This window comes from Myxococcales bacterium, assembly GCA_016717005.1.
In the GTDB taxonomy this organism is placed as follows: Bacteria; Myxococcota_A; Polyangia; order Haliangiales; family Haliangiaceae; genus UBA2376.
In genome coordinates this window covers 71611-94355 of sequence record JADJUF010000011.1, presented here as the reverse complement: position 1 = coordinate 94355, position 22745 = coordinate 71611, and the positions used below count along the sequence as shown (strand labels likewise).

The 22745-nt window shown below is 72.9% G+C and carries 15 protein-coding genes; 11 read left to right on the top strand and 4 right to left on the bottom strand.

Annotation, left to right across the window (positions count from 1 at the left end; all coding sequences use genetic code 11):
- Positions 1-219 precede the first annotated feature (219 nt).
- Entirely contained in the window at positions 220-2265 is a 2046-nt protein-coding gene (locus tag IPL61_13095; protein ID MBK9032234.1) for a hypothetical protein, read from the top strand.
- Between the two features lie 462 nt (positions 2266-2727).
- On the opposite strand, the gene IPL61_13090 is transcribed toward IPL61_13095, so the two are convergent.
- Positions 2728-4236: a PcfJ domain-containing protein gene (locus IPL61_13090; protein MBK9032233.1), complete on the bottom strand. Its 1509-nt coding sequence runs from the start codon at positions 4234-4236 to the stop codon at positions 2728-2730.
- 353 nt (positions 4237-4589) lie between these two features.
- On the opposite strand from IPL61_13090, the gene IPL61_13085 reads away from it, so the two are divergent.
- Positions 4590-4901 (top strand): transposase zinc-binding domain-containing protein, encoded by a 312-nt coding sequence (locus tag IPL61_13085; GenBank protein ID MBK9032232.1) that lies wholly within the window; start codon positions 4590-4592, stop codon positions 4899-4901.
- Here the strand turns inward: IPL61_13085 and IPL61_13080 are convergent.
- Both IPL61_13080 and IPL61_13075 read right to left on the bottom strand, forming a co-directional pair.
- A complete protein-coding gene (locus tag IPL61_13080; protein ID MBK9032231.1) occupies positions 4852-5859 on the bottom strand; it encodes a hypothetical protein in 1008 nt (335 codons plus the stop codon). The two genes, IPL61_13085 and IPL61_13080, sit on opposite strands and share 50 nt — an antisense overlap.
- A gap of 493 nt (positions 5860-6352) precedes the next feature.
- Positions 6353-7525: a hypothetical protein gene (locus IPL61_13075; protein MBK9032230.1), complete on the bottom strand. Its 1173-nt coding sequence runs from the start codon at positions 7523-7525 to the stop codon at positions 6353-6355.
- 635 nt (positions 7526-8160) lie between these two features.
- Here IPL61_13075 and IPL61_13070 point away from each other — a divergent pair.
- The 8 genes from IPL61_13070 (at position 8161) to IPL61_13035 (ending at position 21419) form a co-directional block, all read left to right on the top strand.
- Positions 8161-9531, top strand: coding sequence for a hypothetical protein (locus tag IPL61_13070; GenBank protein ID MBK9032229.1), 1371 nt, complete (start codon positions 8161-8163; stop codon positions 9529-9531).
- 53 nt (positions 9532-9584) lie between these two features.
- Complete coding sequence (locus IPL61_13065) at positions 9585-11000, top strand: hypothetical protein (GenBank protein MBK9032228.1); 1416 nt, start codon at positions 9585-9587, stop codon at positions 10998-11000.
- 425 nt (positions 11001-11425) lie between these two features.
- Positions 11426-14251 carry a magnesium-translocating P-type ATPase gene (mgtA, locus tag IPL61_13060; protein ID MBK9032227.1) on the top strand — a complete coding sequence of 942 codons (2826 nt, stop codon included), beginning with the start codon at positions 11426-11428 and terminating at the stop codon, positions 14249-14251.
- A complete protein-coding gene (locus tag IPL61_13055) occupies positions 14248-15210 on the top strand; it encodes a hypothetical protein (protein MBK9032226.1) in 963 nt (320 codons plus the stop codon). The genes mgtA and IPL61_13055 overlap by 4 nt, the downstream gene beginning before the upstream one ends.
- A 270-nt stretch (positions 15211-15480) precedes the next feature.
- Positions 15481-15906 (top strand): hypothetical protein, encoded by a 426-nt coding sequence (locus tag IPL61_13050; GenBank protein ID MBK9032225.1) that lies wholly within the window; start codon positions 15481-15483, stop codon positions 15904-15906.
- Between the two features lie 268 nt (positions 15907-16174).
- Complete coding sequence (locus IPL61_13045) at positions 16175-17179, top strand: hypothetical protein (GenBank protein ID MBK9032224.1); 1005 nt, start codon at positions 16175-16177, stop codon at positions 17177-17179.
- Between the two features lie 1194 nt (positions 17180-18373).
- Positions 18374-19291, top strand: a complete 918-nt coding sequence (locus IPL61_13040; protein MBK9032223.1) for a hypothetical protein — start codon at positions 18374-18376, stop codon at positions 19289-19291.
- 634 nt (positions 19292-19925) lie between these two features.
- A complete protein-coding gene (locus tag IPL61_13035; GenBank protein ID MBK9032222.1) occupies positions 19926-21419 on the top strand; it encodes a hypothetical protein in 1494 nt (497 codons plus the stop codon).
- Positions 21420-21822: 403 nt separating this feature from the next.
- On the opposite strand, the gene IPL61_13030 is transcribed toward IPL61_13035, so the two are convergent.
- Positions 21823-22011, bottom strand: a complete 189-nt coding sequence (locus IPL61_13030; protein ID MBK9032221.1) for a hypothetical protein — start codon at positions 22009-22011, stop codon at positions 21823-21825.
- 283 nt (positions 22012-22294) lie between these two features.
- Between IPL61_13030 and IPL61_13025 the strand changes: the two genes are divergently transcribed.
- Positions 22295-22744 (top strand): thioredoxin family protein, encoded by a 450-nt coding sequence (locus tag IPL61_13025; protein MBK9032220.1) that lies wholly within the window; start codon positions 22295-22297, stop codon positions 22742-22744.
- Position 22745: the final 1 nt, after the last annotated feature.

The following is a 22745-nucleotide window of genomic DNA, read 5'->3' as shown; positions in this document are numbered from 1 at the left end:
CCCTGCTCCGATCGGCCCCCCTCCTCCGATCGGCTGCAGCTCGACGAAGCTCGACGAAGGGGTGACGTCGATCGTCACGCGGTCGTCGGCCACGCCCGATGCTAACCCGTGCGTCCGGCGTGCGTGAACGGGCGCGCACGGTCCCGCACGCCCGCGAACCGCCCGGTAACGCCTCGCTCGGTCCGGTCACTACCGCTGCGAACCCGATCAAGGAACCCCATGACCCGTCCGATCTCACGCCGCGTCCCCCACCTCCTGTCCCTCTCCCTCGCGCTCACCGGCGCCTGCGTCGCACCACCTGACCCAGGCGACGTCGCAGGCCTCGACGCCGGCGAGGTCCCCGTCGACCGCCGCGCCGCCTGCGAGCTGCCGCCCAGCGTCGTCATCGAGGACGGCCTCCTCGTCTTCGAGGGCGACATCGTCCTCGGTCGCGAGGACGAGCTCGACGCGCTGTGCGCCCAGAGCGAGCTGCGCGGCATCGGCCTCAACCCCGGCCTCTTCAACACCAACCGCTGGTCCAACGGGTACGTGCCCTTCGAGGTCGCCTCCGACCTGCCGCAGAAGGACCGGGTCTACGAGGCGGTCCAGGAGTGGAACGACAAGACCACCAGCATCCAGCTCGTCGAGGTCAACGGCCTCCCCGACTACGTCGACCACATCCGCTTCAGGAACCACAACGACGCCTGCCTCGCCGACCTCGGCCGCAAGGGCGGCGAGCAGTACATCCGGCTGTCGACCGGGAAGTCGGCCGACCAGATCGTCGGCATGGCCATCAACGACCAGGACAAGGTCTACACCTGGTACGACGACGGCATGGTCACGGTCGGCACCTCGGGCGCGCTCGAGGCGCTGACCGCGCAGTACGCCTACACCCTGCCGCCCGGCAAGACCGCCGCCGACATCCTCGACATCGGCATCGAGCCGAGCACGCAGGACGTCTACACCTGGTACCGCGATCGCACGTACAGCATCGGCACCTCGAGCGCCCTCGGCGCCGAGCTGCCGTCGGCGGCGTTCACCCTGCCCGGCGGGCTGGCCAACTACGAGAGCTGGAAGGTGGTCGGCATCGACTTCAACCAGGCCGGGGCCGTGTACGCCTGGTACCACACGTCCGGCTCGACCTGGCGCACCGTCGGGACGGCGGCCGCGCTCGGCGCCAGCGGCCAGTCGGTGACCCACGCCGGCGACTACCAGGGCGCCAACGTGCGCGGCATGGCGATCTCGTCGGCGGACTGGGTCTACACCTGGTACAGCGACCAGCGCGTCACCGCCGGCTCGTCGCGGGACCTCGACGCCAACCTCGATCCCTACCGGTACGAGGTGCCCGGCCACTGCGACCGCTCCGCGGCCGTCCACGAGATCGGCCACGCGCTCGGGCTGCACCACGAGCAGACCCGGTGCGACCGCGACGACTACGTGCGCGTCTTCTGGGGCAACATCAAGGACGACAAGGTCCACAACTTCGACAAGCACTGCACCGGCTCGTTCGAGTACGGCGACTACGACCCGTACTCGATCATGCATTACAGCTCGCACCAGTTCTCGAAGAACGAGAGCCCGACCCTGCTGCGCCACCCGCCCTACGGCGAGGCCGAGGGTGCCATCAAGATCGTCGCGTCGGCGATCGCCGCCAACGATCACGTCTACACTTGGTGGAGCAACGGCTCGGTGACGTCGGGCAGCAGCACAACCCTCGAGGCCCATCGCTCGCGCTACGCGTTCACCCTGCCGCCGCCGCGCTTCGACCCGACCCAGCCCTACTTCTACTACTTCTACACGCCGGCGTCGATCGTCGGCATCGCGATCGCGTCGAACGATCACGTCTACACGTTCTACGCCAACGGCACGGTCTCCGAGGGCACCACCGAGGACCTGGACGCTTACACCGCGCCCTCCGTGTTCACCTCGCCGCTGTCGCCGATGGCGATCGTCGACGTCGGCATCGCCAACAACGGCAACGTCTACGCCTGGTACACGACCGGGCAGGCGTCGATCGGCCACTCCGACAACCTGTCGGCGGTGCACGGGCTGTACACCTCGGTGCCGCACCCGTCGTACACGATGTCGGACGTCCGCGGCGTCGACATCAACAACGACGACGTCATCTACGCCTGGTACGACGACGGCCACCTGAGCCGCGGCGGGTCGGACGACCTCAACTCGGTGTCGCACGGTCGCACCGCGTTCCAGGGCCGCGGCCTGGCGCCGATCCCGGGTGACATCCTCAGCAACGGCGACATCGCGATCATCGAGTTCATGTACTGAGGCCGGCACGCCGCGTGCAGTGCAGCGGCGCATGGATGACGAGCTGCTCGACGGTGGATCCGATCCGGGTGGCAGCACCCGGGTCGCAGCGGCTGCCACGCGGCATCGCGGATCCGCCCGCTGCGGATGCGGCCTCGCCCCCGAGGAGCCACATCCGTCGACCACGACCCCGTCACTCGCCTGCCCGCACTGCCCGAATCCCGGGTGCGCGAGTGTCTTGACTTTGGGGGGACACTACACGGTGAGCGCACGACGAATCGCGTCGCGGAATCCCTGCTACGTCGATCGGCTGCCCTGCTCCGATCGGCTGCCATCCGGTGAGCCAGCCGATCGCAATCTGGGGCAGCGATCGGAATCTGGGGCTGGAGCATCGGAGCCGGGGCCCCGCGGCCCCGCAATGGTCCTCCCCGATTCTGGCGCGCGCGCGATGCATCAGGTCGCACGCTCGAGCGCGGACCCGCACTATCGGGCGCGCGCCGAAGCGACGCCCGGCGCTGCGCTCCGCCACCGTGCGACGATCTGCAGCTCGCGCTCGGTGGGCGCTCGGTTGGCGCGGCCACGGACCTGGACGACGTCGCCGCCTGCGTCGAGTTCGATGGTGAGCGTGCGCTCGTCGTCGTGCGCCACCGAGTAGATCTGGGACAACCCCTGGACGCACCGGTACGCGTAGCCGAACACGCAGTGCAGGAGCGCTTGCGACTCCTCGGCCAGCGCGTCCCCGCTGCACAGCTCCCGGACCAGCCAGCGACCATCGACGTCCTCGTGCGCCCAGTCGTCGCGATGGCGGGCCCACGCGATCGCCGCGCCGTTGGCCCAGCCCCGGCCAGCGGTGACCCGCTGATGGTACGAGCGCGCGTCAGCCAGGACGCTGGCCGCAGTCCGGCCGCGCCAGCGAAAGGGCACGCCGCCCGGGCGCGCGCCCTCGATGTGGCAGTGCATCGCCCAGTCGAGCACGGCAACCGTGTCGTCGTCGGTCAACGCCGCGCCGTGGCGCTGGAGCCAGGCCACGGTCTCGTCCCAGAACCGCCGCTGGGCTGCTTGGCTCGCTGGCGCGAGCGGCGCCCGGTCGTCGCCGAACGGGTCGTGCAGCGCGCCCTCGCCATCGTCGGTCGGATCGAGGAGATAGGCGGGGTGCGTGCCGAGGCGGCGCACGACCGGCTCGCCGACGCGCAGGCGCCGCAATTCGGCCCACATCACCGCTTCGACCGGGCCAAGCTCGACCGGCGCCTGCGCCAGCCAGCCGGTGAGCGCGCGTGCGACCCGCCAGCCGAACACCCGCGCCGCGTCGTGCAGGCTGCCGCCCTGCCCGAGGACCACCAGCCACACGGCCCACTTGAACGGGGGTGGCGAGGTCCCTCGCCACGGCGCGTACAGCGGGACCGGCACAGGGTAGCGCACCAAGAGGTGCTTCATGACCGCCAGCCCGACGTCCTCGCCATCGGCGTCGGCGGGCGGGGCCCAGCCATCGAGCGAGCGGATCCAGAACGGCGCCAGGGCCAGCAGCATCGCCACCGCCCCCGGCCGCGCCGCGCACCACGCTGCGAGCGCCGGCGTGTCACGCGCGGCCAGCCGCAGCCCGGAACGCGCCGCCTGGCCGAGGGCGCTGGCGTCCAACGTGACGTCGAGACCGTCGATCACGACCGCCCGCAGGTGGGCCAGCATCACGCTGGCCAGGTCCCCCGCGCTCGGTGATGGCGCGCTGTCGGCCACGGGCGCGGGGCCGTGCCGCAGGCGCGCGAAGCCCGGACGCTCGAAGCCCGCCAGGCTGGCCGCCGCGCTGTGCAGGATGAAGTCGGCTGGCGACAGGACGTACGCGCACTGATCGCAGTCGCACGTCCACGCCGCCGGCTCCTCCGCCGATCGGAGCGCCTCGTCGAACTCTCGCGCCGCGAGGTCGTCGTGACGTCGCAGGTACCGCCGCCCCGGCTCGTCGAGCCCGAGGCGTCGATGCTGGTTCACGACCCGGTCCATGCCACTCGGTATCGCGCACCCGCCAACCGGTCAACCTCGATTCATCGACCTCCTCGCGCGAGCGCGGTCGCGGCGGCGTCGCGGCATCGGCCCCTCCTCCGATCGGCTGCCACCGCTGCCAGAGGCCCCTCCTCCGATCGGCTGCCACCGCTGCCAGAACGACCACGGCCCCGGGCACCTGCCTCCACCAGGCGATGCGGCCACATGCGCCCCGACGCTCAGACGGGCGACGCGCGGAACACGTTCTCGACCGAGCGCCCGGCCCGCCGCGTGCTGCGCGCCGGGTGGTGGTCGCGGCGAGCGGGACGACAGCGTCCGAGCGGCGGCGGCCGGAGGCGACGGTGCTGCGCGCGGTGGTGCGAGACCACCTCGAGGGATTCCTCGCCGGCGCCCGCGCGCGCAGCGCCCACGGCTTCGGCGTCCCGCGCCACGTCGAGCGCGAGCTGCGCACCTACCTGACCTGCGGCGTCCTCGCCCATGGCTCCGTGCGGGTCCGCTGCGGCGACTGCGGCTGCGATCGCCTGCTCGCGTTCCCCTGCAAGGTCGGGCGGTGTGCCCGTCGTGCCCCGGTCGGCGCATGGCCGACGCCGCCGCCCACCTGGTGGACCGCGTGCATCACCGAGCTGCCGTTCCTGCCCGCCCTCGGCGTGCGCGGGGCGTTCTGAACAGCAGCGCGGCGAGCGCGAGGCCGAGCCACGACGCCGAGCCGCCGCCCGACGAGCCGCAGCCGCAGCCGCCGTCGCCGTCGATCACGCTCGAGCCGGCATCGGGGCCCAGCTGGGCGTCGCCGTCGCTGTGGCCGGCGTCGAGCAGCGGCGCGCACGCCAGGAACGCCGGCACCGGGCCCGCCGACAACGCGAGCGAGGTGCCCGGCATCGTCGCGCGCATCTCCACCTCGTGGCCGCCCTGGGGCAGGTCGAGCGACGGGAAGCCGAAGTTGTCGAGGTTCTGGCACACCGCGTAGATCCGATCGACGCCGCGGCCGACCCAGCTCGCGCCCGGCGCCGGCGCGAGGAGGATGTTGCCCTGCGGGTGCCACGGGTTGCCGTCGACGCGGGTCTCGAAGTGCAGCACGTCGCGCCACGGCGCCGCCTCGGCGTCGAAGACCACCGCGATCTCCACGCCCGCGACGATCGCCTCGACGCTGCACGAGCCCGACGCGGTTGCCAGCGTGCGCTGCGCCTGCGCCTCGACCGCCGCGGTCAAGGTGCCCAGCCGGGTCGGTAGCGGCGCCGACGGCCCGACCGTGAACGTCGCGCGCGGCGTCGGGAAGATGTCGCACGGGCTGTCGTCGACCAGCGTGTAGGTCGCCCCAACCACCAGCGGCTCCGACGGCACCAGCAGGAAGTAGCCCGCCGGATCCTGGGTCGCGGTGAACGGGACCACGACTGGGTTCCCGACGCCGTCGTCGCGGGTGAGCGTGACGTACGTGATGTCGGGCCCGCCGTTGACGAGGGTCGGCCCCCAGACCAGCGCCGGCACGTTGGCCGGCACCGTCGCGCCCTCGGTGGGGACGAAGGTCCCCGGCCAGCACGACGACGAGCACGCGTCCGCCTTCCGGACATCGGCGATCGTCGTCGCCGCGATCGCGATCAGCACCGCAGTCCAGGCGATAGGCTTCATATGTCTGCATCGTACCCGCGCGTCTCGCCGCGCGATCACCATCCGCGCCCCCGGGTGCGTCCGGTCACGAGTCTCAGGGCGCGCCCGCCACCGCCGCCACCGCGCGATCAGCCAGTCGATCGGCCCAGAGCGTGAGGCCCAGAGCGTGAGTCCCCAGAGAGTGAGTCCCAACCGTCCGAGACATCGCACGGCCGACAGCTCGCAGGTTGAGCTTGATCCGCTTTCGTGGACACCGCGACTACGCCGCAATTTCCAGTTGACGGAGGCGGCGCTCTGAAGTCAACAGGACTGACGTAGCGCTTGTGCGAATGGCGTCTCCTCGTGTTGTAGAAGCCGTCGATGTACTCGACGAGGTCGCGCTCGACGTCGTGCACGTCGTACCAGCGCGCGTCGCGCTCGAGTTCGAAGTGCAGCGTCGGGCTACCCCCGCGCCCGACGTATGCCCTCATGACCTCGGTCGCGAGCGCCGTTGCGCGGCGGCGTCCGCGAGACGCTAGAGCGCCAGCACGGCACCCACGACGATCGTGGTGGTGGCTCCGACATCGCGGAGCTCGACGGAGACGCCGCGCAGGGTGCGGCGCCACATCGCGACGCCGCCGCTGAACCGCCACTCGGCGCCCTGGTCGGCGGCGCCCGCGACCGGCGCGTCGGCGCCGCGCCACAGCCGCGCGAGCTCGATCATGAACGGACGGACGGACTGGCTACGCCAGCGCGCGCCGACGCCGCCGTACCAGGCGCCGCGCACCTCCGCGCTGGTGCCGTCACCCCACGCGTCGTGACCGCCGGCGCCGACCAACGACAAGCCGGCACCGACGCCGAGCGAGAGCTCGACGTGGACGTCGTGCGCGATCCCGGTCTGATCGTCCCAGCCGACCTCGCCGACCAGCGCGGCGCTGGTGGACTCCTGGAAGTCGAGGGCGCGCACCAGGCGCGCGCCGACCCGCACGCCCCAGCCGCGCGCGGCGTCGGTCCCCACGGTGGCGAGCCCGACGCGCAGCGGCACGGGCAGGAGCGGCTTGCGCGCAGCGTGCGGGGTGGGCGCGGGGATGGGCGCGGTGTCGGTGACCGTCGTGACGTCGGCCACGGTGTCGCCGGTGGTCGCGGGGGCGATCGCGGCGTCGGTCGCGATCGCGGGCGGGGTGTCGGTCGCGGGGTCGGTGTCGCCGTCCACGTCGCTGTCGTCAACGTCGTCAACGTCGTCGTCGTCGTCGTCGTCGTCGTCGTCGCCGTCGTCGGTGGCCGGCGCGCTGGCAGCCGCCTTGAGCGCGTCGAGGAGCGCGACGATGTCGGACGACGCGGCGTCGGCCTGCGACGCCAGGAGCTTGACCACGACGCGCCGCCCGGTCGGCACCTTCCAGCACGCCGCCGCGACGTCGCCGCCGAGGCGCGCGCCCAGCCAACCAGCTGGCAGCCAGGTCGGCTCCCACGCGGTGACCTGGTCCGGGGTGACGACGAGCGGCTGCCAGCAGGCGAACACGCCGACGTAGAGGGAAGCGCCGACGTCAGTGGCGCCGCGCCGGAGCCGAAGGAGATCGACCCCGTCGCCGTGGGTCACGCTCCAGCCCGCGGGGAGCGCGACGTCGAGCCTATCCGCACGCGCGGTCGACGAGGTGAGGGTCAGGCCGAGGACGATGAGGGCGGCGCCGCGCCCACCGGTGCATCGCATGCGCGCGCGATGGTACGCGATGCGACGGCGCGCTGCCAGCCGGCTCAGGCGCCGGCGCAGCGCTGGACGTGGTCGATGAACGCTGGCTCCGGGTCGCAGGCGATCGGAAGATGGCGTTCAGCAGTTCCCTTCTGGTCCGGCGGCTGCGCCCCGCCCCCGACCTCGACGTCTACGCCCCGGCGTAGCCCGGTCCGCGCCGTCCTCCCCCGACGTGCGCCAGCCCGTGGATGGCCCCGGCGCGCCCCGACCCTCGGCTGCCGCCCGACGTCGGTACCCACCCTCACGTTCCCGCCCGCCCGAGGCGCTCCCTCGGCACCACCCGGAACTCGCCGCCGAACCCGCCAGCGACCAAGACCGCGCCGATGCGCCTTATGCGCCAGGGCGGCGGCAGCGCCGGCGATCAGCCTCACGACGATGAGCGCGCGTATCCCTCGGATGTGCGCGATCGCCGGCCCGGGCCGCCGAACCGCCGCGTGTTCCGGCCTGCGGGGTCCGCACCGCACCGCGGGGCGCGGCCTGCAGCGTCTTCGACACAACCACGCGAAAGCCGCCGACCTGCGTCTTGGACCGGCGCTTGCTGAGGTGCTCGGCGTGCGCGACGCGATCCGCGGCGCGCCCACCAACCGGAGGTCACGATGGTGAGATCACTCCTGTGTGCGGCGCTGGTCGCGAGCGCCGCATGTCAAAGCTCCTCCCTCGACACGACGAGCGCGAACCTCGAAGGCTCCGGCGCGGGCTCCGGCTCCGGCGAGGGCGCTGACGCGTGCGGCTGCCCGGACGGTTACGAGCTGCGGTACGACGAGACCGGCGCGCCGGTGTGCGTGGCGCCCACGTGCGCCGACGACGGCGACTGCCTCGCGGGCTCGGCGTGCGTCGGCGGCGTGTGCATCGACGTGCCCGACTGCGACGGCGACGACGACTGCGCCGCGCCGCTGATCTGCGACGAGGCCGGCGCGTGCGTCCAGCCGCCGTGCGACGAGTGCCCGACCGGGTTCCACTGCGTCGCGGGCGACGGCGACGAGCCGCTGTGCGCGCCCGACGTCTGCGTCGACGGCGCGGACTGCCCCGAGGGCACGGTGTGCGACGAGGGCACCTGCGTCGACGATACGATCCTGTGCGAGCACGACGCCGATTGTCCGAGCGGCCACTGCGCGGAGCTGTCGAGCGTCGATCCGACGACCTGCGACGACGCCGGGTGCCCCGCCCAGATCGGCGCGTGCACCGATCCCGACGGGTGCGAGGCCGACGCCGAGTGCGCGGTCGGCGCGCAGTGCGTGGACCACGCGTGCACGACCGAGCTACCCTGCGCCGGCGACGACGACTGCGCGGTCGGCCGCTGCGACGAGGCGGCCGGGATCTGCGTCGTCATTGACGGCTGCATCGACGACAGCGACTGCCCGCTGGGCGAGGAGTGCGCGGTCGACACGTGCGCGCAGCCGGCGCCGCCGTGCGCGACCGACCTCGACTGCGACGGCGCGCGCTGCGAGGAGGGCACCTGCGTGGTCGACGAGCCGTGCGCCCCGTGCGGGCCCGGCGAGGTCTGCGACCAGGGGGTCTGCGTCGAGCCGCCGGCCGGCTGCCTCGACGACGGCGGCTGCGCGCCCGGCCAGACCTGCGCCGCGGGCCTGTGCGTGATCGACGCGCCCGGCTGCCTCGACGACGGCGGCTGCGCGCCCGGCCAGACCTGCGCCGCGGGCCTGTGCGTGATCGACGCGCCCGGCTGCCTCGACGACGGCGGCTGCGCGCCCGGCCAGACCTGCGCCGCGGGCCTGTGCGTGATCGACGCGCCCGGCTGCCTCGACGACGGCGGCTGCGCGCCCGGCCAGACCTGCGCCGCCAGCGTGTGCGTCACGCGACCGCCGACGATGTGCGAGCTGGTCTGCGACCCGAGCGCGTACGAGGCGTGCACGCCCGTGACCGCGCCCGACGGCCTGACGTGCTTCTGCGACTGCACTCCCGAGGAGCAGGCGCTCATCCGCGCGCTGCTCGAGCTGGGGGCGTCATGAGCCCCGACCACCGCGCGCCCTCGCCCCGTCCGACTTCCGCTGGAGGAACCGCCATGCGCCTCACGCTCGTCATCGCCAGTCTCTCGCTCGCCCTCGCGAGCTGTACGCCCGCAGACGGCGGCACCACCTCCCGGTCGATGATGGGCGGCTCGGGCATGCCGCCGACGACCCAGCCGCCGACGACGCAGCCGCCGACGACGCAGCCGCCGACGACGCAGCCGCCGGTGTGCCCACCGCCGAAGTGCACCGATCCCGAGAAGGAGGCCGGCTCCTACGTGAGCATCGGCACGATGCCGGCGCCCTACCCGATCAACTGGCAGAGCCCGTTCACGCTGTTCGTCACCACGCTCGGCACCGCGGCCGCGTCGGCGGGCCTCGATCGCTCGCACTCGATCGGCCACGTGCTGCTCAAGGTGCGGTGCGGCACCGACGAGCCCATCTACATCAGCCAGACCGGCGCCAACGGCAAGGAGGCCGGCCAGTTCTGGTCGGTGTACAAGCAGGGCCCGAGCTACCTGTTCCACACCAACGACGACGGCAAGCTCTACACCGACGCCGAGGCCAAGGCCGACTGGGAGTCGGCGGTCAAGCTGCAGGAGGAGCTCGTCGGCGGCACGTACACGACGGATCCCGACGTCGACAAGCTGCCCGGCAAGATCTGGTACCTGAAGGGCATGGGCGACGTGAAGACCGCGGTGCGCGATCTCGCGCCGGCGGTGCGCCACCGCTTCGTGCGCGCGACCATCCGCATCACCGAGGCGCAGTGCCGCGCGATCATCTCGTGGCGTGACGACTACGTGCGCACCGGCGGCGCGACGCGCTACGCGGTGCACCGCGCGCCGTGGGTGATGGACACCCACGCGAAGTACGACGGCGGCGGCTGCGCGTCGGTCGGGTTCGCGGGCGCGTTCTACGCGACTGGCCTCAACTACAAGAACACCGCGACGCGCGTCACCGAGCGCGTGCAGATCGGCACCGCGCGCCTGCCGTACAGCCTCCCCGCGCACAACGGCTGGTTCAACCTGCAGAACCCCGGGCGCTACGTGCCGGGCGCGGTGTCGTGCGCCACGCACGGCGGTGACGCCTGCTACAGCACCGGCATCTCGTGGAGCGACGACCTGTGGAAGAACTGGTCGGGCGGGATGTACGGGCCGCTCTGGGACAAGCAGGCCAAGGACGACGAGGGCGAGTTCAGCAAGACCTGGCAGACGCACAGGCCGGTGAAGGCGCGCACCGTGCCGCTGATCGTGTTCGAGCCCGAGCGCTTCTACGCCGAGGTCATGGCCCGCTGGAACAACCCCAACTACGACGCGTTCAAGTACCCCGACTGGTGCAAGCTCGAGGGCAAGGTGCCGACGATCGTGCTCGACGGGCGCAATCGCACGGGCGCCGGCGAGGTCGGCGCGGGCCGCCCCCGCGGCATCATCAACGGCTTCGCCAACGTCGAGACGATGCTGCCGAACCCGTGAGGCGCCGGCGGCGCCGCCTCGGGGAGCGTCGACCAGGCTCGTCGGCGTCGTCGCCGCCGGTCAGCCAGGGTGGATGGAAGCGCGCGGGCGCGGGGATGTACCAGCCGGGGCGAGCGAGGCTGCCGGGCGGGTACAGGCGCGCGACGTCGGTGCGCGCGGCGGCGGTGGCGCGCCGGCGGCGGTGGGCCGCGCGTAGACGAGATCCCCCGCGATCGCGGCCAGCACCAGCCCGAGCACCAGCCAGGTTCGCCAGCGCCTGCGGATGCTCAACCCGGTTGCAACGCTCACGCCACGCGCAAACCGCGCGGGCGAGCGCCCGCGCACAGGGGAACGCGCACCTCCTGCGCAGGCGCCGCGGCCGACGCTATCTCGGCGCCGGCACGATCGATGCTTCGCTCGCGGACGTGCACCGCGCCTCGCCGGCCATGTCGCTGCGCGCGCCTCCGCCACGCCGGGCGCCGCCGCTCACCGTGCCGTGGTGGGCGCTCGAGGTCGCCGAGGTGGCGCGCCAGCTCGACACCGACGGCGCCGGCCTGACCACCGCCGAGGCCGAGCTGCGGCTGCGGCGGTGGGGGGCCAACACGCTGCAGGCGAAGGCCGCAGTCACGCAGCGGGCGGTGCTGTGGCGACAGGTCCACAACCCGCTGCTGTTGCTGCTGGTGTTCGCCGCCGCCGCATCGCTGGCCACCGCGGCGTGGGTCGACGCGGCGATCGTCACGGTGATCTTCGCCGCCTCCACCGCGTTCGGCTATGCCCGCGAGTACGCCGCGGAGCGCTCGGCCGAGGTGCTGAGCGCCCGGGTCCAGCTGCACACCACCGCGATCCGCGACGGAAGGCCGACCCCGGTGCCGACCCAGGCGCTGGTGCCCGGGGATCTGGTCGCGCTGTCCGCCGGCAGCATCGTGCCCGCGGACCTGCGCGTCATCAGCGCCAGCGACTGCTTCGTCAACGAGGCCGCGCTCACCGGCGAGAGCTTCCCCGCCGAGAAGCGCCCGACAGCGGTGGCGACCGACGCCCGCCTGGCCGACCGCGCCAGCGCGGTCTACCGCGGCTGCGACGTGCGCAGCGGCTCGGCGACCGGGCTGGTGGTGGCCACCGGCAGCGCGTCCGAGCTCGGCGCCATCGCCCACCGCCTGACCGAGGCCCGGCCCGAGACCGAGTTCCAGCGCTCGCTGCGGCACTTCGGCTACCTGCTCACCACGACGATGCTGGTCGTCGCGCTGGCGGTGTTCGCGATCAACGTCATCCTGGGCCGGCCGCCGATCGCGACGCTCCTGTTCGCGATCGCGTTGGCGGTGGGCCTGAGCCCCGAGCTGTTGCCAGCGATCGTCAGCATCAACCTGGCGCGCGGCGCGCAGCTGATGGCCAAGCACGGCGTGCTGGTCCGGCGGCTCGAGGCGATCGAGAACCTCGGCAGCATGGACGTGCTGTGCACCGACAAGACCGGCACGCTGACCGAGGGCGACGTGGCCCTGGCTGGGGCGTTCGAGCCGGGCGGCGCGCCGTCGCCGGAGGTCCAGGCGCTGGCCTTCACCAACGCGTCCTTGCAGGCCGGCTTCACCAACCCGCTCGACGCGGCCATCATCGCGCGCGGCGGCGCGGCGGCGCAGCCGGCCAAGGTCACCGAGCTCCCCTACGACTTCGCCCGCAAGCGCCTGAGCGTGGTGGTCGCGACCGCCGCCGGCGTGCGCTTGATCTGCAAGGGGGCGTTCGAGTCGGTGCTGGCGTGCTGCGCGCGCGGCGCCGACGGCGCGCCGCTCGACGATGCCGCCCGGGTCGCGCTGCGCGGCCGCTACCAGGCCTGGGCCGCCGCCGGCACCCGGGTCATCGGCGTCGCCACCCGTGACCTCCCGGCGGGCACGCCGATCGACCGAGCCACCGAGGCCGAGCTGACCTTCGCGGGCTTCCTGACCTTCACCGATCGTCCCAAGGCCGGCGCCGCCGCGGCGATCGCGGCCCTGGTCGGCCTCGGCGTGAAGGTGAAGATCATCAGCGGCGACAGCGCGCTGGTGACCCACCACGTCGCCGGCGCGGTCGGGCTCGACGCCGCCCGCCTGCTCACCGGCCACGACGTGGCCGCGCTCGACCAGGACGGGCTGACCCGCGCGGTCGATCAGGCCGACCTGTTCGCCGAGGTCGACCCCAACCAGAAGCTGCGAGTGATCGCCGCGCTGCGCCGCGCCGGCCACGTGGTCGGGTTCCTCGGCGACGGCATCAACGACGCGCCGGCGATGCACGCCGCCGACACCAGCCTGTCGGTGGAGGGGGCGGTCGACGTGGCGCGAGCGGCCGCCGACTTCGTGCTGCTCGAGCCCGACCTCGACGTGATCCGCCGCGGGGTCGAGGCCGGGCGCCGCACGTTCGCCAACACGCTCAAGTACGTGCTGACCACCATGAGCGCCAACCTCGGCAACATGATCAGCATGGCGGCGGCATCGCTGCTGTTGCCGTTCTTGCCGATGCTGGCCGGACAGATCCTGCTCAACAACCTGCTGTCGGACATCCCGGCGATCGGCCTGGCCGACGACGCGGTGGATCCCGAGCTGGTGGCGCAGCCGCGCCGCTGGCACATGGGCTTCATCCTCAGCTTCATGATCCGGTTCGGCGCGCTGAGCTCGCTGTTCGACGCGTTCACGTTCGGCCTCTTGTGGTACGGCTTCGCCGCCGGCCCGGCGCTGTTCCGCACCGGCTGGTTCATCGAGTCGCTCCTGACCGAGCTGGTGATCGCGCTGGTGGTGCGGACCCACCGTCCGCTCTACCGGAGCCGGCCGGGGCGGGTGCTGCTGTGGTCGACGCTGGCGCTGATCCCGATCACCTGCGCCATCCCGTTCGTGCCGGGCGCCACCATTCTGGGCTTCGTCGCGCCGCCGCCGCTCCTGCTGGCGTCGCTGCTCGGCGTCACGGTCGCGTACGTCGGCGCCGCCGAGCTGCTCAAACGCCGCGGGCGCGGGCTCACCCCCGCGGGCGTGACCCGGCACGCTCGGTGCGCCGCGCCGACCTGGAGTCGCAACCACTCAGAGTCCAACCAAGAGGTGGTGCCCCAGCGGCCCTGCGCGGTGAAGGCGCGACGGCCGTCTCCCCGCGACCGCGAGCGAGCCAGGTGCCGCCGAGATCGAGTCGCAACCCGAGATCGAGTCGCCCCCGGAGCGTGCGTCGCGACCGTCCGACACACCCGATCCAGCCGCGCCGGTGCGAAGCCCTGGCTGGGAAGCGGCCGCAGCCGGAGCCGGTCTGGTACAACCGCGCCATGAAGCTCGCCCACGCGTTCGCCCTCACGCTCATCCTCGCCGCCACCGGCTGCAAGAAGAAGGAGGACGCGGCCGGCGCGGGATCGGCGCCGGCCGCGGGCACGGCGACCGCGTCGGGCGCGGGCTCCGCGGTCGCGCCGGGCGCGGGCTCGGCCGTCGCGGCGGGCGCGGGCAGCGCGGTCGCGTCGGGGTCCGCCGCGCCGACCGAGGCGCCCGCGGACGGGCTGAGGCTCCCGCTCGGCGTGCAGAAGGTCGGCGACAAGGAGACCAAGGCCGAGGACATGAAGATGACGCTCACGATCGAGGCCGGCCCCGGCAAGACGGTCGAGATGCAGATGGCGAAGCACAGCGAGGAGACGTTCGAGGTGCTCGCCGTCGACGGCGGGACCAAGACCAAGATCAAGATCACCTACACCGCCGAGACCGAGACCCAGACGATGGGCGGCCGGTCGAAGGACAAGCCGTCGCCGATCGCGGGCAAGACCTACGTGGTCTGGCGCGAGGGCGACGACGTGAAGGCCACGCTGGAGGACGGATCGGCGCCGCCCGCCGAGGAGCTCGCCAAGGTCGTCGACAAGGAAGAGGAGCTCGGGACGCCGGATCCGATGGACGAGATCATCGCCAGCAAGGTCTGGAAGGTCGGCGAGAAGGTGGCGTTCACGCCCGACGAGCTGGCCAAGGTCAACGCCCGCCAGAACCCCAAGTCCGACGAGAAGAAGTCGCTCGAGCAGATGGAGCTGACGCTGGTCGCGGTCGAAGCTGGCGTGGCGCGGTTCGACATGACGATGAAGATGGCCATCAAGAACCCGAATGGGTCGATGTCGATGACGGTGACCGGGGCCGCCCGCGCCGACACGGCCACCGGCCACCTGCTCGAGATCGGCGGCACCGGGCCGGTCGAGGGCGTCATGGGCGCCAAGGTCTCCGGCACGCTCACGATGAAGACCGTCACGACGTACTGACCGCGGGCTCGCCCACCCTCCGCCGACAGCGCGCGTGCGCGAGCCCCTGCGCAACCCGCGCGGTCGCCGCGACTGGCGGCGTGCGGCGGTCGCGGCCCGGTCACCACCCGGTGTCCGTCCACCGGCCGGCGCTGTCCGGATGTCGGACGCTCTGTCCGGCCCTGTCCGGATCCCGGACGGGTGCGGACGGCGGCCGCAGACCAGGTCAACGTGATCGCAGGCCCGCGCGTCCGGCCCGCCCCGTGGTCGCGACCATGCTAACGATCTAGAGTGCGGGCTGCGCGCGACGACACGACCGAGCTGGCCGTCCCCTCGGTCGCCCCGTTCCTGCGCCGCCGGCACCGCGCGGCCCGGCGCGGGGTGGTGCTGACCGGCGCGCTGACCCTCGCGACCGGCGGCCTGGCGCTGTTCTTGATCCTGGCCGTGAGCGCGTTCGTCGCGCTGCCGCTGCTGGCCTCGACGATGGTCGGCCTGAACGCGTGCCTGCACGCCCACGCGATCAGCGCCGGGCTGGCCCGGGCCCGGGCGCTCGCGGCCGCGCCCGACGCCACCGCCCACCGGGTGTCGGGCCGCACGCTCGAGCTCTGCGGCGGCGATGGCCTGGTGCGGATCGACGCGCCCGGGCTCGACGAGTTCCTGGCGCGGACCGCCGCGCGCCCGGCCGAGCTGCCGGCGGCCCGCGTGATCGAGCGCTGATCGCGCCCCCCCCGCGCCGGCAGCGGCGTCCCCTGCATGAGTCGCCACCTGCTTGAGTCGCCCCCTGCTTGAGTCGCAACCGACCGGGACACGCTATCCCGGTGCTCCCGCGCGAATCGCGCCGCAGAATCCTCGGTCCTCCCCGAAAGCGCCGCGAGCCCGACCGCCACGGGGTGAGACGTTTCTGTGCACGAAGTCGAGGAACAGCGCGACCAGGTGCCGCAGGACAAGCGCCGCGCGCCGACGCGGGGACTCGTAGGATCGCTTCATGCGGACTGCGCTGCTGTGGGTCGTCCTGATCGCGCTGGTCGGCTGCAAACGCGCGGCGCCACCACCCGGCGCGACCGCGACCACCGCGTCGGTCGCCGTCGACGCCGCGCCGCTGGCGATCGACGCCGCGCCGCCGGCCCCGTGCGCCGGCCAGTGGGCCCACGTCGACCCGGCCTTCTGCACCACGGCGACCGGCCCGGCCACGCTCCGGCTGATGCTCGCGGACACCACGCCCGCAGCCCCCAGGATCTCGCTCCAGGCCACGACCGCGGCCCGCTATGACGAGTGGGTCGCGGCCATGGTCGAGGAGGCCGGGACGCCCGACGAGCACCAGGGCCGGCGCGCGATCGATCAGGGCGATCTACCCGATGGCAAGTGGATGCGCTGGGGCGACACCTACCACGGGACCATGGGCTCGGCGCGGATCCGGGCGGTCGTCCGGCTGCGCGACCACACCGTCCAGTGCGAGGTGCTGTGGTCGGTCGGCAACGTCAAGGGCAAGCCGGCGATCGACGACGCCGGGCGTGACGTGACCCCGCTGACCGACGCGTGCAAGAGCATCACCCCCGCGGCCACCGCCGCCGAGTGCCAGGGCCGCTGGTACCAGCCCGACCTCGGGCTGTGCATGACGGTGCCGGCCGGGCTCGCCCCGACGCACGACATCGACCTCCCGGGGGTCCACCTGTGGATCGAACCTGGCGAGGCCGGCTACGACGCAGCGGTGGCCAAGCTCGAGCGCGACGCGACCTCGGCCGACGGCACGTTCACCAGCGAAGTCCGCGAGCGCGGCCAGCTCGCCGCGGGGATCTGGATCCTGTACCGCAGCTCGTACCGCGGCGACGTCGGGGCCCACTACTTCAAGGCGATCCAGCGCTTCGGCGGGCACCTCTACTCGTGCAACCTCGACTGGTTCCCGAAGGACCTGGCCAACTACAAGCTCGACGCCAAGGGCCACGACGTCACGCCGCGCCTCGACGCCTGCCGCAACCTGCACGCGCCGTGATCGACGACGCTCCGAGAGGCCGTCTCCGCGGGGGCCGTCACGGCCGCGGTTGACAGATTCCGCCGCTCCAGGCCCTTCGACCCGGAAGATTGAGTCGCGCCCCGGGAATGAGTCACGACCGACCGGAACCGGGAAGTTGAGTCACGACCGACCGGAACCTGCCACCCGGGATTGGGGGCCGCCGACGTTGCCGGCCCGAAATGGCTCGGGCGCCGAACATCACCGCCGAGAATCGGGGAGGACGACCACGAGATCGGGTACGGTGCGGCCCCATGAGCAAACGCAAACCCGCCGTACCCAACGACCCCACGCCCGAGCAGAAGACGCTCGCGAAGCTGCGCAAGCAAGCCGCCGCCAGGCTTCTCAAGCGGCGCCGCTCGAAGTCCGGGCAATAGCCGCGAGGCGGCGCGCTCAGCGCTCGACCAGCGCTGCCTCGCCGTCGTCGAGCGTCGTTGGTGCCCTGCTCCGATCGGCTGCCACCCGGCATTGGGGCTCGCGCTTTGGCCCGCGCGCCCACGCTGGGCGCCTGGCCCGGGGATCGGCTAGTCGCGCCCGCGGCTGCGTCGCGTCGAGGGCGCCAGATCAGGCCATCGCGAGCCGTGCCTCGACCTCGTCGCGGTGCGACCGGATGGTGTAGTCGAGGCGATCGAGGAAGCGCAGGCCGAGCAGCCCGTCGGGAGCTCGTGGGCGTGCACGATCTCGTTCTGCACTTCGAACCCGAGCGCCCACAGGCGCGCGACGCGCAACAGGGACGACGTCTCCACGCCCACCTGACCGTGCGACCGTCCGGCGGGGCACCGGCCCCGCCCGATCAGCAGCCGCACCCCTCCGCCTCGCTCGTCTCGTACACCGCCTCGCGCTCGGGCACGCTCGCGAGCTCCGGCACGCGACCCGGCGGGTGGGATCGGCGGCCACCCGGCGGGTGGCCGGACGCAGGCGGGCTGCAGCCTGGCACACACCTGTTCACGTCGTTTGGAGGGGAAGAACTCGCAACCGCACCGTCATGGTGAGTTGGGGGCGCGCGCACGCGTCCGGCGGGCTTGAACCCGTATGGCGGATGGGATGTCCGACTGATTGAGTCGCAGCCGGCACACGACCAAGCTCACCCCATGCCCCCACGCCCGAGCGGCACGCGATGAACGGGAGACGACGTTGACAGACAGATTCGAACACGCCTATGGGCAAGTCAGCGGATTGACCTTCGACGGAGCCGCGTGCATCGGGCTGCGGTGGCAGGCCGGCGCGCCGTTCGGGATCGAGACCGGCGAGTCGCACGTGTGCGAGGTGCAGGGGTCGGGGATGCAGATCGAGCTCCCCACCCCAGGGCGCTTCGCAGGGATCTGGCGCGGCGCCTCGGGAGAGCTGCACGTGGTGCACGAGGGGGGCGTGATCTATTCACGGCTGACCCCCGACGCGAAGTGGACCCTGCAGGAGGTGGAGGGCACGCTCGCGGGGGTCTGGGGCCTCGACGGCGCGGGGCTGGTCTACGCGTGGGGCTTCGCGCCGGGCGGGCGCGACGCCGCCGTCTTCCTCCGGGACGCCCGCGGTCGGTGGAACGCCGTCGCGGCGCCGGAGGTGCCCATCCTCGAGATGCACGGCGTGCGCCCCGACCTGATCGTCGGGGTCGGCCTCGAGGGCGCGATCTTCTTCCTCGAGAACGGGCGCTGGCGCCGGGTCGCGTCGCCGGTGAACGCCGCGCTGGCCTCGGTGTGCGTGGTGAGCGACGACGAGATGTACGCGTGCGGCCCCGGCTCGCGCTACCTCCTCGAGGGCTCCGTCCACGGGTGGGCCCGACGCGGCCCGTTCGACCGGACGCTGTACCGGGTGGCCAAGCACCGCGACATCCTCTGGGTCGGGTGCGGGGCGTCAGGGCTGTACCGCCTGGCGCCGGGGGCCGTCGAGCTCGAGCTGTGCACCTCCAAGCTGGACGCGAGCCACTTCGACGCCCGCGGCGAGCTGCTGATCTCGGGGGACGTCGGGTTGGCGGGCACGACGCTGGCGGACGAGTTCGACTTCCACCCGCTCACCACGTACGCCGAGCTGTCGGCGATGGACCCGCCGACGTGGGAAGCCATGAGCGAGGGAGCGATCATCAGGCGATCCGCGTGGTGACCGACTGCCCCGACCGAGGCACCGCTGCCACCGCTGCCACCCGGAGGGAGAGGCGCCGGTCATCGGGCGGCGGCTGATCGAGGTGTCGCCGCGTGCGTCGAGGTCGCCGCGCTCCCGCCGCCAGAAAAGACGACGTAAGAAGCGCGCCGGCCCCCCTCGACTATCGTGCCCACCGTGCACACGCCGGGGGACCAGGGACGACGCCGCGCGCGCGGGTGCAGCGCGAGCGTCACCGGTCCGCTCGGCGCCGCGAGGACGCCGAGCACGACGCCGAGCGCCGACCCGACGGTCGGAGGCCGCCCGGCGATGCGCCTGGCGCCGTCATCCGGCGGCGCCGAGCGCCGCGCGCCCGCTCGACGTCCCTGTGACCACGGCCCAGCTGACATCGCATCACGAGGATCCCATGCGCCACTTCATCGCCGTGCTGGCTCCACTCGCGACCCTGGCCAGCGGCCTCGGCTGCTCGACCGGCCAATCGAACACTGCCCGAGATGGCGGCGACGACCCGGGCGCTGACGCCCAGGTCATCGACGCCGGGGTTGGCGGGGACACCGGCGTCGTCCCGGACGCGAACGTTCCCCCGGACGCGAGCGTTCCTCCGGACGCGGACGTCCCGCTGGATGCCGGGGTCGTCATCGGACCGGCGTATCCGGTGCTGGACGCGTACGCCATCAAGGGCATCACGCCCGACGACGGGGATCCCGCGACCCTCGCGGGGCACAGGACGCTCCGGATCAAGCTGGACCTGCCCTGGTACGTCTGGGAGGCGAACCGAGCCCCCGCCCCGTGCGCCAGCGGCTACCAGCAGTACGACGGCTTCTGCTTCCGCATCGACCAGGCCACGGACCGCGCGATCAAGGACTGGACGAACCGGGGCGTGCTCGTCTCCGCGGCGATCTGGGGCGTGCCGACCTGGGCGCGCGTCGCCGGCTGCTCGCCGTACACGGCGGACCCGTGGTTCCAGAACTTCTGCGCGCCGCGGGAGGCCGCCGACTTCGCGCGCTTCGCCGGGATGCTCGCGAGCCGATACGACGGCGGCGCGAACGGGCGCATCGCCGACTTCATCATCCACAACGAGGTCAACCACAACATCTGGTTCGACGTGGGCTGCGGCCAGAACGTGGCCGGCGGCGGCATCACCCCCTGCGACAAGAACGCCTGGATCCAGCGCTACGCGGACAACTTCAACGCCGCCTACGACCTCATCAAGTCGCATCAGTCGGAGGCGAAGGTGTTCGTCCCCTTCGATCAGAACTTCGCCAGCAGCCTGACCAACCTGACCACCAGCTGGCCGCTGATCGGCGCCGAGGAGTTCATCGACGGCTTCGCGGCGCGCGCGGGCGCCCGGCAGTGGCAGGTGGCCTTGCACCCGTACCCGAAGGGCTGGTCGCTGCCGTCCTTCGATCCGACCGATCTGCCCCAGGTGACGTTCGGCAACGTCGGCGTGATCGTCGGTCACCTGATGGCCAGGTTCCCGACGCGGCCACACGCGTGGGAGGTCCAGCTCACCGAGCAGGGGATCAACTCGGGCGCCGGCTCGAGCGAGGCCCTCCAGGACACCGGCCTGTGCACGGCGCACCGGAACGTCCTGGGGACGCCGAACATCACGAGCTTCATCCTCTACCGCTACAAGGACTTCGGCGCGCTCGAGAACGGCGCGGCCATGGGCCTGGTGCGCGCGAACAACACCTTCAAGCCGTCCTGGTCCCGCTGGGCGAGGATGAACAAGCCGGGCACCTACGACTGCGGCTTCGAGGATCTGCCCTACACGATCCTCACGCGCGGCTACAAGTTCGGCGACGGGCACTGGGCCTCCTCGCGGATGTTGCCCTCCGGCTTCAGCGCGGAGGGCGCCGGGTGGAAGCTCCACCGCGAGCGCCAGCCCGGCACGGTGATGCTGTTCGAGTGCGCCCGGGGCGCGCACAACCTGCTGACCCGCGACCAGAGCTGCGCCGGCGATCAGCCCATGGGCCCCGTCGGGTGGATCTACACCTCGCAGGTCGCGGGCACCGTCCCGCTCTACGCCTGTGTCTTCGCCGGCGGCCTCGACCACATGGTCTCGACCGCTCCGGCCTGCGAGGGCTACCAGACGGTGGGCTTGCTCGGATACGCGCTGCCGAACAACTGACCGGCCGTTGTGGCGGGCACCCGGCGCGCCCAGCGCGCGCGCGGGGCCGCGGTCGTCGTCTCGGCGGCGTCGCCGCCCGATCTCACCCTGCCGGTCGCCACCCTGGGCGCCGTGCCCCGGCGCCTGGCCGGCGCGGCCCGCCCCGGCGCGCCTCCACCGCGCCCCCTCTGGGTGGCAGCGATCGGAACGGCAGCCGGCGCGCGGGCCCCTCCTCCGGGTGGCAACCGGCGGCCCTCCTCCGGGTGGCAGGCGCTCGGAACGGGGATGATCACGATCGACCGCCAGGACGACATCACGGTCTCGGCGCTGACGATCGGCGCCACCCTCACCCCGGAGCGGAAGGCCCGATGAGGGCGTCGGGCCCCCTTCCGCCGATCGGCTGCCACCCGGCGGACGGGGCGAACTACAGGCCCCGGGACGGGTCTTCGTGGCGCGTCGGCGGTGCAGCAGCCGCCGCGGTGTCCTCGCCTTCGAAGGGGATGCACAGCACGCGGCTCGACGCGCCGTTCGGCTCCGTGACGAGCAGCTCGACGCGGTCGCGCCACGTCACGTCGGCATCGGCGATCTCGGCCGCTCGCGCTCGCGTCGTCATCGTCCTGCGACCGACGTTGCAGCGCCCGTGCCGGCCCAGGCGACGCCGGCAGGCACCTGAGTTCGTTGGCGTCGACCGGGTTCGTGGGAGCCCGGGCTGGCCAGCGCAGCTGCCTGCGCGCCCGACACCTGTGCACGAATCGTACGCCGAGCGCCCCCGCAGGCCGCTGGGAACGCCCGGCGGCGGCGGGAACGCCAGCCGCGCGGCCACGGGCAGCGCCGACGGCCGCGACCAGCGCGGACGATGGCGCGAACCCTTCGGCCGTGCGCCGGCTCTCACGTTCATGACGCGAACCACGACCAAGCCGTACACCGACCTCACGAGCCGCGCGGCGGTGGAGCGCCTGATGAGCCCGGGCGGCGGGACCGGCGTGATCGACTTCTGGGCGCCGTGGTGCGCCCCCTGCCGCGCGCTCGCCCCGCACTTCGAGGCGGTCGCCGCGCAGCACACGGGGGACGAGCCCGCGGTGCGCTTCTACAAGGTGAACACCGAGGCGCACCCGCAGCTGGCGGCCGCGTTCAACATCAGCTCCATCCCGACGATGGTGCTGGTGCACGACGGCGAGGTGCTCGACGTCGTGGTCGGCGCCCTCGACGCCCGCCGGCTCGCCGCGAAGGTGGATTGGCTGCTGTCGCGGGCGCGGGGTCAGGGCTTCTGGGCTCGCCTGGTCGGGCGAAAGCCAGCCGCGGTCGCGCCGGCGGGCGACGAGGTCGCGAAGTCGCGCCCGGCCTGAT

What these genes read in the sequence shown, in the direction of transcription:
- IPL61_13095 (MBK9032234.1), top strand. Translation starts at nt 220, where the DNA reads ATGACCCGTCCGATCTCACGCCGCGTCCCCCACCTCCTGTCCCTCTCC.
- IPL61_13090 (MBK9032233.1), bottom strand. Translation starts at nt 4,236, where the DNA reads ATGGACCGGGTCGTGAACCAGCATCGACGCCTCGGGCTCGACGAGCCG.
- IPL61_13080 (MBK9032231.1), bottom strand. Translation starts at nt 5,859, where the DNA reads ATGAAGCCTATCGCCTGGACTGCGGTGCTGATCGCGATCGCGGCGACG.
- IPL61_13075 (MBK9032230.1), bottom strand. Translation starts at nt 7,525, where the DNA reads ATGCGATGCACCGGTGGGCGCGGCGCCGCCCTCATCGTCCTCGGCCTG.
- IPL61_13070 (MBK9032229.1), top strand. Translation starts at nt 8,161, where the DNA reads ATGGTGAGATCACTCCTGTGTGCGGCGCTGGTCGCGAGCGCCGCATGT.
- IPL61_13065 (MBK9032228.1), top strand. Translation starts at nt 9,585, where the DNA reads ATGCGCCTCACGCTCGTCATCGCCAGTCTCTCGCTCGCCCTCGCGAGC.
- mgtA (MBK9032227.1), top strand. Translation starts at nt 11,426, where the DNA reads ATGTCGCTGCGCGCGCCTCCGCCACGCCGGGCGCCGCCGCTCACCGTG.
- IPL61_13055 (MBK9032226.1), top strand. Translation starts at nt 14,248, where the DNA reads ATGAAGCTCGCCCACGCGTTCGCCCTCACGCTCATCCTCGCCGCCACC.
- IPL61_13045 (MBK9032224.1), top strand. Translation starts at nt 16,175, where the DNA reads ATGCGGACTGCGCTGCTGTGGGTCGTCCTGATCGCGCTGGTCGGCTGC.
- IPL61_13030 (MBK9032221.1), bottom strand. Translation starts at nt 22,011, where the DNA reads ATGACGACGCGAGCGCGAGCGGCCGAGATCGCCGATGCCGACGTGACG.
- IPL61_13025 (MBK9032220.1), top strand. Translation starts at nt 22,295, where the DNA reads ATGACGCGAACCACGACCAAGCCGTACACCGACCTCACGAGCCGCGCG.